The organism is Bifidobacterium intestinale (assembly GCF_023656765.1).
In the GTDB taxonomy this organism is placed as follows: Bacteria; Actinomycetota; Actinomycetes; order Actinomycetales; family Bifidobacteriaceae; genus Bifidobacterium; species Bifidobacterium hominis.
Map to the genome: position 1 here is coordinate 84939 of NZ_JAMOKR010000003.1, position 12785 is coordinate 97723.

At 53.1% G+C, this 12785-nt stretch carries 10 protein-coding genes; 3 read left to right on the forward strand and 7 right to left on the reverse strand.

Annotated features, from left to right (window positions below; genetic code table 11):
• Nucleotides 1–43: 43 nt before the first annotated feature.
• Both NBH13_RS05045 and NBH13_RS05050 read left to right on the forward strand, forming a co-directional pair.
• Nucleotides 44–577: an arsenate reductase/protein-tyrosine-phosphatase family protein gene (locus tag NBH13_RS05045; RefSeq protein ID WP_250779166.1), complete on the forward strand. Its 534-nt coding sequence runs from the start codon at nucleotides 44–46 to the stop codon at nucleotides 575–577.
• A gap of 115 nt (nucleotides 578–692) precedes the next feature.
• On the forward strand, nucleotides 693–2192 hold the full coding sequence (locus NBH13_RS05050) for a tyrosine-protein kinase domain-containing protein (RefSeq protein WP_250779167.1): 1500 nt from the start codon (nucleotides 693–695) through the stop codon (nucleotides 2190–2192).
• 242 nt (nucleotides 2193–2434) lie between these two features.
• Here NBH13_RS05050 and NBH13_RS05055 read toward each other — a convergent pair whose 3' ends face one another.
• The 4 genes from NBH13_RS05055 to NBH13_RS05070 form a co-directional block, all read right to left on the reverse strand.
• The gene (locus tag NBH13_RS05055; RefSeq protein WP_250779168.1) at nucleotides 2435–4975 is read right to left on the reverse strand and encodes a glycoside hydrolase family 31 protein; all 2541 of its coding nucleotides are present in this window, start codon (nucleotides 4973–4975) and stop codon (nucleotides 2435–2437) included.
• Between the two features lie 12 nt (nucleotides 4976–4987).
• On the reverse strand, nucleotides 4988–5809 hold the full coding sequence (locus tag NBH13_RS05060) for a carbohydrate ABC transporter permease (RefSeq protein WP_004221224.1): 822 nt from the start codon (nucleotides 5807–5809) through the stop codon (nucleotides 4988–4990).
• Entirely contained in the window at nucleotides 5806–6693 is an 888-nt protein-coding gene (locus NBH13_RS05065) for a carbohydrate ABC transporter permease (RefSeq protein ID WP_033501658.1), read from the reverse strand. The genes NBH13_RS05060 and NBH13_RS05065 overlap by 4 nt, the downstream gene beginning before the upstream one ends.
• A gap of 172 nt (nucleotides 6694–6865) precedes the next feature.
• A complete protein-coding gene (locus NBH13_RS05070; RefSeq protein WP_250779169.1) occupies nucleotides 6866–8254 on the reverse strand; it encodes an extracellular solute-binding protein in 1389 nt (462 codons plus the stop codon).
• Nucleotides 8255–8525: 271 nt separating this feature from the next.
• Between NBH13_RS05070 and NBH13_RS05075 the strand changes: the two genes are divergently transcribed.
• Nucleotides 8526–9542 (forward strand): LacI family DNA-binding transcriptional regulator, encoded by a 1017-nt coding sequence (locus tag NBH13_RS05075; protein ID WP_250779170.1) that lies wholly within the window; start codon nucleotides 8526–8528, stop codon nucleotides 9540–9542.
• 311 nt (nucleotides 9543–9853) lie between these two features.
• Here NBH13_RS05075 and NBH13_RS05080 read toward each other — a convergent pair whose 3' ends face one another.
• The 3 genes from NBH13_RS05080 to NBH13_RS05090 form a co-directional block, all read right to left on the reverse strand.
• Complete coding sequence (locus NBH13_RS05080) at nucleotides 9854–11248, reverse strand: hypothetical protein (protein ID WP_250779171.1); 1395 nt, start codon at nucleotides 11246–11248, stop codon at nucleotides 9854–9856.
• 199 nt (nucleotides 11249–11447) lie between these two features.
• Nucleotides 11448–11939 carry a type II toxin-antitoxin system death-on-curing family toxin gene (locus tag NBH13_RS05085; protein WP_250779172.1) on the reverse strand — a complete coding sequence of 164 codons (492 nt, stop codon included), beginning with the start codon at nucleotides 11937–11939 and terminating at the stop codon, nucleotides 11448–11450.
• Nucleotides 11932–12438 (reverse strand): Panacea domain-containing protein, encoded by a 507-nt coding sequence (locus NBH13_RS05090; RefSeq protein WP_134863246.1) that lies wholly within the window; start codon nucleotides 12436–12438, stop codon nucleotides 11932–11934. The genes NBH13_RS05085 and NBH13_RS05090 overlap by 8 nt, the downstream gene beginning before the upstream one ends.
• Nucleotides 12439–12785: the final 347 nt, after the last annotated feature.

Consider the following 12785-nt stretch of genomic DNA (forward strand, 5'->3'; position numbering starts at 1 on the left):
AAACATCTCAGAACCGATCGTTTTCTTTTTTCAGGAGGAGATCATGAAAGTCCTGTTTATCTGCACCGGTAATATCTGCCGCTCTCCTATGGGAGAACTGCTCCTCCCCCAATTCATGCCCGATCTTGAATCAGACAGCGCGGGCACACGTGGACTTGAATCGCACGAAATCGCACCGAACAGCAAAAAATTGCTCGACCAGCATGACATCGATTCCAGCAGCTTCCGCGCGAAACGAGTCACCCCGCAAATCGCGCAAGGCAGTGATCTCATCCTCTGCTTCGAACATAAGCAGCGCAAGGAAATCGCGGTGATTGCACCAACCGCGGCCCGCAAAACCTTCCTTATCAACGATTTCGCCAATATGTGCGTCTACTGCAAGGAACAGGGGTATATGGAGGGTAATACCCGGCAGGAAAAACTCGAATCGGTAATCGACAATGCAAGCATGATCCGACCGATGATCCCCGATACCAACAATGTGGAGGATCCGATCGGCAAGGACTTCGCCGTATATCAGGCAGCATACGATGAAATCTGCAAGGCCTTGCAGACCATAGCAAGAGCCACTGCCTGAAAACGTTGAAATATCAACGAAACAAGCTAGAAAGGGTGAATACCTCCCTCCATGGGGGTGCTCTTTGCTAGTATAAAACCTGATCAATATGATGTGACAAATGTCGAGGGGAAACATGGCTGCAGCAGAAAGCAACGTGCCAGCAACCAATCAGGTGGTTGTCGAATCCAATGATACGGAAGACGACGGTATCACCTTGATGGACCTGTTCCGTATAGTCCATAAGCATCTTCTGGTGGGCATCATCACGTTCGTGGTGGTTTTCGCAGCGGTGTGCGCATACACATTCCTGGTACCCCCGAAGTATTCCGCGACCGCACAGGTATTCGCCACCTACAGTGATTCGTCGGTGCAAGACAACAATATCTCCAACATCAACAGCGCCAGCACGTACATCACCAACCAGATTCAGTCGTATCCGACGCTGGCCACTACGGAATCCGTGCTGAAGCCGGTTATCGACGATCTTGGCCTTGACACCACCGTTGCGAATCTGGCCGGGCAGCTGACCGTCACGAACCCGACGGACACCGCGTTCGTGAACATCACCGCCGAAACGGAAGACGCGAAGCAGGCTTCCGACATTGCCAACAGCGTGGCGGAATCTCTGAGCAATGTGGTGGAAAAGTCGCTGTACGCTTCCGGCAAGGAGTCGCCGGTGAAGCTTTCCGTGGTACAGCGCGCCGCGGAGCCCGTAGCCCCCAGCTCCCCGAAGGTGGCCTTGTACCTGGCCGTTGGTCTGGTAGCTGGTCTGATTCTCGGCGTTTTCGCCACGCTGATCCGCGATCTTATGGCAACCCGTGTGGAGGAAGCCAGCGATCTGCAAGACATTATCAACGCGCCGATCATGGGTCGTATCCCCACCGACGAAAGCCTGCAGGGCAACAAGCCGATCATCGTATCGAACCCGGCGGGCCGTATCGCCGAGGAATTCCGCCGTATTCGCACCAACCTTTCCTTCATGTCGAAGGTTGAAGGCAGCGATGCGCGCATGATCGTCATTTCTTCCGTCGGACCTTCCGAAGGCAAGACCACTGTTTCCGTGAACGTGGCTGCAGCTCTCGCTGAAAACGGTGCAAAAGTACTGCTGATCGACGCTGATTTGCGTCATCCGTCCGTCGCCGAACGACTTAGCCTGGAAGGCGGCGCCGGCTTGGCGCACGTGCTTTCCGGTCAGGCCACCGTGAAGGATGTGGTGCAGCGCTATTGGAGGCCGAACCTGCATATCATGCCGGCCGGCCCGAAGCCGCCGAACGCTTCCATGCTGCTTAATTCGAAGACCATGAGCGAATTGCTCGACGTGGCTTTGCAGACCTACGATTACGTGATCGTTGATACTTCCCCGATGGTGGTGGCCAATGATGCCGCTGTCTTCGGCGCGAAGAGCGATGGTATCGTGCTTGTTTCCGGTCGCGACGTGACCATGAAGCGCGATCTGAAAGACATCGCCGTGCAGCTCGACAACCTCAACGTGCCGGTGGTGGGCTTCGTGTTCAACTTCGAGAAGGAACGCAAGGCCTCCTCGAATGATTACTACTACTATTACTACGATGAGAACGGCAAGAAGAGCAAGCACTCTCACAAGAACAGCCGCAAGAAGAAGTCCAAGCACTGAGCTTGTGACTTCTCAACCAAAAGGGGTTGTGAGTGAATCTTGATGATTCACTCACAACCCCTTTTCCATGCCACCTGCATATTGGCTTATATATCTGGCCTACATATGGCAGATTTCACGTCTCGACATGAGACATCTCGCTTATATATGGCACATCCCCTGCGAAAACAGCCACTTCGGGGGTACGTTTCTGAGGGTTTCGCCACATGTGTCTGCCATATATAAGCGAGATACTCACCCAATCAGCTGCGAAGGAGGATTTCCTCTAGGGCGCTGATCACCGAATCGGGCATGCCGGAGGTGCCGAACAGCTCGTTGCTGAAACGGGGCGCGGTATCGAAGGTGCGCAGAGCCCCGAGCGCACGCACTCCTTGCTCACGAATCGTCTGCATCGCATGCTCTTTGGAAATGTACGGCATTTGCGCATGCAAGAGCACGTCAAGCACGTCCTGTTCGACTGAATTCTCGGCAATCTGCAGTCCGTCTGAAATCGTAACGTTCAAGCATGCAGTAGACGGCACGTCGCGCACAACGACCGACAGACTCAACGTCTGCTGATCGTATGTAATTTCTGCAGTATCGCAAGCTTTACCGTCAATTTCGATACGAACGTTCTGCATGTCTGGCTGCGCAACCCCACGGAACACAACCTCCCAGTTACGCTGTGCCGGAATGGCAACAGCACAGCCTTCCACCGGACTGACGGTGAACTGCGTGGCATTGTCCGTATTCTTCCAGTCGAAGCTCATGCGCGTATCGGCAACATGGGTTTGATCTTCGCCTGACTCCGCAGAGCCGTCGTCTTCCTTGAGTGTGAACGAACCGTTCGCACCGGGGAACACCAGCACCTGCAGGGACTCCGGATTGCCCAGATCATTCACCTTATTACCCTCGCCAAGCTGCTGTAACGGCACGATACCGCCAGCCTTGGCAAACACCGGCATACGGTCGATCGCACGCCACACTTCCAGACGGCGTCCGGACTCCCCTGCCGAAACGTAACGGCGCCCGTCGAAGAAGTCATACCATTCGCCTTGCGGCAGCCAAGCTTCCGTACTACCCAGCTGCGCGGAATCGTCATTGTCGGAAACGATGGGTGCAACCAGCAGCTCAGTGCCGAAACGGAATTCGTCCGGCACCTCGTACGCCTGCGGATTGTTCGGATCCGCCCAATACATCGGCTCCACCAATGGCATGCCTTCGAACGCGGCACGATAGTTCATGGTGTATAGGTATGGCAGCATCATGTGACGCAAACGAAGCGAGCTCACCATAGAATCGCGCACTTCCGCGGAAAAATTCCACGGTTCCTTACCCATGAACTGCGAATTGCTGGAATGCAGTCGGTTGATCGGGCTGAACGTGCCAAGCTGGTACCAGCGGGCTTCCAAATGTTCGTTGCGGTATCCACACATGTGACCGCCGATATCGTGACTCCACCATCCGTAGCCGATATTCGAAGCGGTAGCAGTGAAATACGGCTGGAATTGCAAGGATTCCCACGTAACAATGGTGTCTCCCGAGAAGCCGACCGGATAGCGGTGCGAGCCCGGTCCCGCATACCGCGAGAAGGTAAGCGCCCAATTCCCGTCACGCCCGGAATCCAGGTAGTGCAAGTGGTTGAGCACCCACAGCGGGTCGAGTCCCGGCTGACGGGTCACACCGCCCTGCTGCCAGTCGAGCCACCAGAAGTCAACGCCTTCGGCTTCCATACGATGATGCATGTCGAAGTAGGCGCTTACGAAATCCGGATTCGTCAGGTCGAATTCCACCGCCTCTTCGGTTGCGGGATCGATGCCGACGCGCTTGGCCACTGCCTCATAATCGTCTTCGAACGCGCGAACGCCATCTCGCGGATGCACGTTCAATGTGGCTTTCAGGCCGCGCTCATGCAGGTCGTGCAAAAACGCCTTATGGTCCGGGAACAGCTGCTTGTTCCACGAATAGCCGGTCCAACCGGAACCGTATTTCGGGTCGATATCGTCCACGCGATGCCAGTCCATGTCGATCACGGATGTGGTGAATGGAATGCCTTCACGCTTGAACCGGTCCATGAGCTGCACGTACTCGTCTTGCGTGTAGCGGTAGTAGCGGCTCCACCAGTTGCCGAGTGTGAAGCGCGGCAGCAGCGGCGTTGGTCCGGCCAGCTTGTAGAAGTCTTGCACCGCTTCGGTGTAGCGGCGGCCGTAGCCGAAGAAGTAGAAGTCGGTTTCCTTGTGATCGCGCGGCATAACCCAAGCCCCCAGCGGATTCGGCTTGCCGTTCACTTCGTGGGCTTCCACGATCACGTTCGCGGCGGAATCGTCGAGCACCGCCCATCCGTCTCGCGAAATCACACCATCGTCCAGAGGAATTTCGCCGTTCGCCTCGTCGAGCGTGCGCGCGGTGCCTTTGAGATTATGCTTCGGCTCGTCGCCGTAATACCACGTATTGAACTGGGTGTCGGACATGCCCTTGACGACTACGCTCAAGCCTTCTTTGCTGAACGGCTTGCCATCATACGTAATATGCAATGCGGGAGTGTCAACAATGAGCAGTCCATCACGGTGCGTCACCGTGAACTGCGGGTCGGCGCCAAAATCGCGGTTGACCACCATCTGCGTGAGATTGTCTTCGAATTTGCCGGAGTCAGACCATTCGAAGCGGATCAGCGATTCCGTTAGAATGCCGATTCTCCAATGCTCCCCCTGCAGGGTCGATGCTTCGCGCATATTCGGCCGCGCCTTGCGCACATAGTCGGAGAACACCGTACTGGTTGCGTTATCTGATGCGTTGTTTGTCATACCGCTCCTACCTTACTTACCACTGCCAGTCGCAATGCCCGCAATGAACTGCTTCTGGAAAATCATATACACAATGATCACCGGAACAATTGCCAACGAAGTCGCTGCGAACAATCCGCCGTAATCGGTGCCGTATTGTCCGTTGAAGGCCTTCAGACCGACAGCGAGCAGCTGCTTGTTTTCGTCGGTAATCATCAAGAATGGCCACAGGTAGTCTTCCCAATTCCACAGGAAGGTGAAGATGGCGAGCGCCGCGATGGTGTTATGGCTCATTGGCAGAATGATGCTATGGAAGATTCTGGTTTCGGATGCGCCATCGAGTTTCGCCGCTTCAATGAGTTCGTCAGAAATTCCCGAGATGGATTGGCGGAACAGAAAGATGCCGAATGCGCTGATCATGCCAGGAAGCACGAGCGACGTGTAGGTGTCTTGCAGACCCCAGTTGGTGAACATTTCGTATTGCGGAATGATGGTCACTGCCCAAGGAATCATCATGGTGCTCATAACGATGCCGAAAAGCAGGTTGCGACCACGGAATCGCATTTTAGAGAACACGTAACCAAGCACCGCACTTGTGTAGATTGCAATACCGGTTTTCAGTACTGCTACGATTAGCGAGTTTGCGAACAATCGCAAGAAATTGAACTTTTCTTGGATGCTCACATAGTTGTCAATCGTGGATGGCTTAGGGAATAATCCTCCGGTCACTTTGACGATTTCGCTATTTGGCGCGAATGATGAAATGAACATCCAAACAAATGGAACAATGGTGATGATGGCGGCGATGAAGAGCAGAATCGTAAGAATGATGCCGCCAATTTTACGTGATTTCATGCCAGTTCCTCCGAATCTCCAGAAACCTTGAACATGATGAGGGTGAGCACACCAGTGAACAGGAAGAGCACAACTGCCTGAGCTGATGCGACGCCGAAGTTGTATTTCTGGAATGCCTGATCAAAGATGAGATAGCTGATGGTGTAGGTTGACGTGCCCGGACCGCCTTCGGTCATGACGAGAATCTGCACGTATGCCTGCAGATAGCTGATCAGTGACGTGATGACAATGAACAAGGTGGTTGATTTAAGCAGCGGCAGGGTGATTTTGAAGAAAATCTGCACTGAGTTGGCACCGTCGATGGCGGCCGCCTCGTACACGTCTCGAGGAAGATTCATGAGACCGGCCAAATATAGAACGGTCGCGTAGCCGAAATCCTTCCAAATGGTCATGATGATGACTGCCGGCATGGCCCATTTGGTGTCGTGCAGCCAGTTGATGTCGAGTCCTGTGATTTTGTCTACCATGCCGAACTGCGGGTCGAACATCCACATCCACACGAAAGAGACTGCCACGAGCGGAGTGATAGTCGGCATGTAGAACAGACCTCGGAGGGTGTCTTTGCATTTGACGAGTTTGGCGCTGAGCAGCAGGGCCAAGCCGAGACCAAGCACAATGCGGAAGAGTGTGGAAACACCTGCGAATACCGCCGTGTTCCCCATGGAAGTCCAGAAGAGTTTGTCAGTGAGGATCTGTTTGAAGTTGTCGAGTCCGACCCAATCATAAGTGCCAATCAGAGGATTCCAGTTATGCAAACTGCCCGCGAAGGCTTTAAAAATTGGGTAGGCCAAGAAAATGGCGAAATAGACCACCAAGAAGGCAACGGCCATGTTGCGTAGGGTGAAAATTCTCGATACCAGAGATTCACCATTTTTGTTTTTCATTGAATCTCGCCTCTCTGTGAGCCGATTCGACCGTTTTGTTACGCAATACAGAATGTCAGATCGAATCGAATAAGAAGATTGAACGTATCTCGTAGATAAAAGGCAGCCACGGCGCGGAAGAAGAATCGTACCGCGACTGCCCGGATTGGAAAAGGGATTGGATATATCGGTATTACTTATGTTCGTCGAAGTAAGCGTACTTGCTTTCCATTGACGTGAAGTCAGAGCTCTTCATGTCGGTATCCATCTGACCCTGGGCCTCCTTGAGAGCCTTATCGATGGACATGCCGTTCTGGAAGACGTTCTGGAAAGCAGTGGTGCCGCTGGATTCAACGGTGGACGGTGCCGGTCCCGGCCAGATCAGTCGGTCTACGCGTGGCTGGATGGCGGCCATGACCGGCTTGGAGAGAATGTCTTTGTCGTTCTGCAGCGAGGTCTTGGCTGGGAAGGAATTCAGTTCGGATACCGCTTCACGAATATAATCATCGTTGGCGAGCAGGTACTTGATGAAGTCCTGAGCAACGGCCTGCTGCTCCTTGCTCTGGTTCTTGTTGACGCCCGGAGTGGATTCGCCGTTGTAACGGTCGTATGCAAACGGAGTGTCTTTGGAGAAGGTTGGGGTGGCAAACACGCCGTAGTCAATATCTGGATACTTTTCTTTCAGCGTGCCTTCCATGTGGCCCCAAGCGTAGATCATCGCAGACTGGCCGTTACCGAAGCTTTGGGTGTAATCGTTACCGAAGTCAACGGATCCGACCTTGTGCTTGTCATACAAATCCTTGAGGAACTGCATGTTTTCTTTGGTCACGTCGTTGTTGTAGTTGGCTTTCTTGCCATCTTCGCTGAAGAGCAGTTCACCCTTCTGATAGTTCAGACCTTGGTAGATGGCGCTGTAGGCGTCGCCGTTGAAGTTGAAGCCGGCCTGCGTCATCTTGCTGCCGTCGGTCTTGGTGAGCTTTTGGGCGACCTGGATGAATTCGTCCCATGTGGTCGGAATGTCGGCATCGGTGAGGCCCGCTTCGCTCCACAATGTCTTGTTGTAGTAGATGTTGCCGGTGTTAATCACGGAGTCGATATACTTGACTTTACCGTTTTCATCTTCATGTACGGATGCGGTGGAGTAGTCGGATTCCAGAGACTTGGTGTCGATATCGTAATCCGCTGCGTATGGACGAATCAACGCATCGTAAGAGTTGTGGATGTTGAAAACGGCAGGACCGTTTTTGCCTTTCAGAGCCAACGGCAGCTTGGTCCAATAATCATCCCATGAAACATTCACCGTTTTGATGGTGACGTTCGGATACGTCTTCGTGTAGGACTCAATCATCTTGTAGACCGGATCCGTGCCCTTGCTGCCCCAGCTCCAGTACTCGAGCTGGATTGGCTTGCCGTCGTTAACGAGATGGTTAGGGTCGTAGGTGAGGTTATTGCCGATAACGTCAAGCCCTTTGTCGGCTTTCGTATCGGTTGTGCCGGAAGCGGTATTGCTGTTCCCGCACGCAGCCAAGCCGACGATGCTCAGGGCCGCCACTGCCGCTGCGATACCTTTGTTGATTTTCATATCTCTCCTTACGTCCTCGTAAGCCTTCATCCGCCCCTTGCGGACAAGCAATAGTATACGACAAGGGTTTCATATTGGCAATTCAAGGTTTTTTGAAATGTAACCGGTTTCATTTGAAACCCGTTTCACCCCACTGCTGTGAGCGTGCACACATTGTTTTTCATACGGCGTGTCGTATCGCAACCCTTTTCATTTATCTTTCAACTTTGTCACCACGAGGACGGCAATGATGGTAGGCTGAAACAAACAGTGAAAAACCTTCGGAGGCACCATGAAAGCGAGCATCGGAGATGTGGCACTCAAGGCAGGCGTGTCGAACGCTACAGTCTCACGCACTTTCGCACACCCTGAACAGGTGTCGGAAGCAACACGGTTGAAAGTGCAGGCCGCAGCCGATGCGTTGAATTTCAGCGTTTCCAGATCGGCAGGAATTCTTAAATCCGGTAGAACCTATCGCATAGCATTATTGGTTGGCAGCGGCATCATCGAATGGTTCACCGCCGAAATCATTGCCGGACTTAACGATGTTCTGCGTGACGCCGGGTACGATCTGGTCATCTACCCCATCGAGGGGTCGGAAGCGCGTGACGCATTCTTCGAGGAACTTCCCGTACGCAGCAATGCGGATGCCGTATTCGTTTCCTCATTTGGCATCAGCCCCGACGAGGTCAAACGTCTCGGAACCGCAAAAATTCCGATTATCGGCATCAATACCACCAGCGAAGGATTCGATGCAACTGTCGGTATCAACGACAAAGAAGGCATCAAACTCATCGTTCGACATCTCGCCAAGCTGGGACATCGTAACCTGCTGTATTTATATGAAAGCTTTTCCTCCACATTGGGATTCAGCTCATTTAACCGTATTTCCGGATTCCAAGAAGCCTGCGATGCAGTTGACGGACTGACCGCCCGCACACTGGCAGTGCAAAAAGGCGACAGCATTCTGGATGCGGCAATTTCCGAAATCATGGCGCAAGACAACCCACCCACCGCATTGTGTTTCCATCAGGACTCACAGGCAATTCCATTGTTCTTCCGCCTTCAACGCAGCGGCCTTTCCGTGCCTGGAGATATTTCCGTAACCGGATTTGACGACAGCACCTTCGCCAAAGAAGCTGAGCTAACCACCGTTCGACAGCGCCCATACGACATGGCCGTCGATGCGGCACAAAAGGCTCTGGCGCTAATCGAAGGACAACCCATCGAGGAACCATTCGAGACGTTCCCCGTTCAGCTGCAAGTACGCGGATCAACCGCCAAGCCACGTGCCACCCCTCTGCTGTAGGCCGCAGCTTGTAATCACTCCAGATCACTTCACTCAACATGGACGGCCATCGACTGCCGTCTTGCATATAAGTATCGAGGAGCTGCGGTCCGAACAGGCCGTGACCACTGTACCCTAAGCAACGAAACACGTCTCATTTCGCTTATGGCAGCTCCAGAGCGGCAAGGCTCAAAAAACTGAACAGTCGCATTACCTACCCAAATGATTGCTGATGCCAGCCGCCTTGTGGACAGGTTAAAGAATACTTGCGATAGCGGCTTCTCTAGCTGTACGTTATCTAGAAGAAGACATCCGTACCCCGTCAAATATGGTTACTTGCGCAGCTTGTTTGCCGCGAAGATAAACAATGGCAGCGCGGCGAATGCATAGTTCTCGCACTGGATATACAGGTACACGATCAGGACAAGCCAGCAGATAACAGTCTTGCTCCAAACACCATGCCCGGCAGCCGCCGTATCGAAGACACGCGTCATAGAAACTAAGGAAGCGATGACCAGCAGAACCAGGCCGACCAATCCGTATTCGGCGACAACACTGGTATACGCACACATCGTCCATACGGTGTCCGCATTCATGCCAGACGCGAATCCTACCGCAGCACTTCCATTCATGCCCAGGCCATTCAATAATCGTCCCGCATGCTTCGCGCCGGCCCATACCGCGTTGATGATATTGCCGGCGCCATATCCGGTAAACACCGTCCACGGATGGGCGAGCAACCCGCATATCGGGTCAAGACTCTGGTAGATTCGCGCGAAGAACGATCCGTCTCCTTCGACACCGTTTTCCGCAATCGAAGATAGTCGGGAATCTGCAAGCACGCCCAGCAGACCAAGCATAACCGCACCCAGCAACTGCGCAATACCACGCACGCGCTGTTTCTTGTCGCACCACGAATTATGCACAATAATGGCAACCAGCAACGCCACCACCGAGTCAAGGACGATCCGGGTGCCGGCCTGCATCAGCACAGCGCCAATCGCATACACAACGATGAGGTTGCGCAACCGCTTGGCATAAATACGGTCGCGCCCACGCATAAGCCACATAAGCGGCAGCAATACGCCGAACAGATGCATGCCGATATAGCTGGGCTCCGCGAACAGGAACTGCGAGCGACCACCACCCCACACCGAGCTTTCATTGATGTACTGCCGGTACATGAGGTGCGCGAAATAGTCGGTCAACGGCTTGATATGCAGATGGATGGATAGCCATTGCACCACGCCCACGCCGAAGGAGAACCAGTAAGAAGCGATGAGAATCCGCAATGGCGTACGCCACGGAATGCGTTTGATGTCGAACGCAAGGGCGATCGCACCCAAAGTGGCGAGCACGCCCAATAATCCGGTGATGCTCATGAACGCGGCGTTGAGGTGGATGCCGAACTTCAGCCATCCCGGGATGGACAGGATTATGCAGGCCACCGGCAGGAGGAACATTGGCAGGTACCGGTTGGCCACGATGCGCAGTTGCCGCCAATTGCATAGGCAGTACACGGCGAACAGCGCCGGACTGATTGGCGACCAGAACGGCGCGTACAGGCCGAGCGTGGTGCCGTCCGCCGGAAGAAAAGCGATGGCCAGCAGCAGCCAGATGATGTTGCGTTCCTGCGATGCCAGGAAATGCAGGAGCGACCGGTATTGCGGTCGGCCATGATAGTTGCCCGCGTCGATGGTGTCGTTGTGTACGCATGCCTGGTTCATGTGGTTCCCCCTCCCCGTCAACCTTACTCGTTCATCATGATGTATGAATGCCACCCGTTGTTCATTTGCAGGTGCAACGCCTTCGTCAGGCTTGTAGATCTGGCGGTTCGTCGGCGAATGGCTCGGCGGGCGTGCGGTAGCCGAACACTCGCATGGGCCGGTCGACCTTGTGCTGCAGCGGACAGGCGGCAGCCCGTCATCATTCATCGATTAAACGTCCACTTCTCCTCAGGCTTGCGGCAAATTGTTCTTCCGTGATTTCTTCCGTCACCAGCCTGGAAATGAGTTTAGATAGAGTATTTCGTTCTGGCTCTGGATCATCATCGATATCCAAATCAATTCTTTCCATTTTCAAGATGGCCAAGGATATGGCCATCGCGGTGCGCTTGTTGCCATCAGCGAAATAATGATTTTTGGCTAGGTGAAAGGTAAAATGCGCCATTTGTCGAAACAAATCTTCGAATCGTTCTTTCGGCGATTGACCGAATACCGGCAGAAATGTCGAATCTACAACGCCACTCACGGAACCGGCGTCATTGGCTCTTTCCACGGTAAATCCGCCGATGTCGTCAAGTTGCTTCCTGTGTACTCGGACGATTGCTTGTGTCATTGCTTCTGCGAAATCATCAGATGGAAAAACGAGTGGCGGCGCTTGGATATGCCACCACTCGTCAGTGTATTGCTCAGGCATTGCGCAGAATCCTGAAGGTGTTCTGCCATTTTGCATTTACTTCATCCAAACTAGATGCAAGAGTGTTTTTGGGGAAGGTCAGACCGTCGTCGGATGCGAGAATGGCATCGTTGGTGATCTCGACGTTTTCTCCTTCCCTGTAGACATTCTTCCAAGCGGAGTTCTTTCGATGGGAGAATCTCACAAGATCGAATGCCGTCAGAAAACCATATTTCTTTGCCGTCCCATCTACGACGGATAAGGCCTGTTCATCCTTTGCGGTTTCGCCCTCGGGCTTGAGAATCCTGTTGCGTCCGTATTTTTGGAAAGTGAAATAAACGTTCCTCTCAACCGGACCGTAAGGCCACGCTTCAATCTTGTCTTCGAACAATGGTTTCCCAGTTTCGCGCAGAGATTCGACTTGCGCGAAATAAACGAGCTTGTTCAGCACAAGATTCGTAATGTCGATATCAGAGCCATGGCGAAGAATGAAAGCATTCGCTACTTGTATTGACTTCATGCCCCTCCTCTGTCATGGAAATTTCTATGTTCAGATATATGAAGCTTGCTTTCGAAAGGATGTATACTACCAGTCCTTCTCTCAAAAAACAAAGGTAGCATTCAATAATGCATTTGTCAGACGCTGTAAGAAATCCTTCATTTTCAGTTTGGCAGCATTCCGCACGCTAGAGCTGTCGACAAGGATAAGGAAACCCCATATTGTTGCCGCAAAATCATGCGTCAAGGGATAGCTACAAAATACGTCGAATAGTCGTTTGGGATTTTCGATAACGCCCGAATTCTTGCGCACTTTCGGATTCCGGCCCTGACGTAAGAGGGCATGGCCCGCGTCCTGTGTACGATTTT

What these genes read in the sequence shown, in the direction of transcription:
- NBH13_RS05050 (WP_250779167.1), top strand. Translation starts at nt 693, where the DNA reads ATGGCTGCAGCAGAAAGCAACGTGCCAGCAACCAATCAGGTGGTTGTC.
- NBH13_RS05085 (WP_250779172.1), bottom strand. Translation starts at nt 11,939, where the DNA reads ATGCCTGAGCAATACACTGACGAGTGGTGGCATATCCAAGCGCCGCCA.
- NBH13_RS05080 (WP_250779171.1), bottom strand. Translation starts at nt 11,248, where the DNA reads ATGAACCAGGCATGCGTACACAACGACACCATCGACGCGGGCAACTAT.
- NBH13_RS05070 (WP_250779169.1), bottom strand. Translation starts at nt 8,254, where the DNA reads ATGAAAATCAACAAAGGTATCGCAGCGGCAGTGGCGGCCCTGAGCATC.
- NBH13_RS05055 (WP_250779168.1), bottom strand. Translation starts at nt 4,975, where the DNA reads ATGACAAACAACGCATCAGATAACGCAACCAGTACGGTGTTCTCCGAC.
- NBH13_RS05065 (WP_033501658.1), bottom strand. Translation starts at nt 6,693, where the DNA reads ATGAAAAACAAAAATGGTGAATCTCTGGTATCGAGAATTTTCACCCTA.
- NBH13_RS05090 (WP_134863246.1), bottom strand. Translation starts at nt 12,438, where the DNA reads ATGAAGTCAATACAAGTAGCGAATGCTTTCATTCTTCGCCATGGCTCT.
- NBH13_RS05045 (WP_250779166.1), top strand. Translation starts at nt 44, where the DNA reads ATGAAAGTCCTGTTTATCTGCACCGGTAATATCTGCCGCTCTCCTATG.
- NBH13_RS05060 (WP_004221224.1), bottom strand. Translation starts at nt 5,809, where the DNA reads ATGAAATCACGTAAAATTGGCGGCATCATTCTTACGATTCTGCTCTTC.
- NBH13_RS05075 (WP_250779170.1), top strand. Translation starts at nt 8,526, where the DNA reads ATGAAAGCGAGCATCGGAGATGTGGCACTCAAGGCAGGCGTGTCGAAC.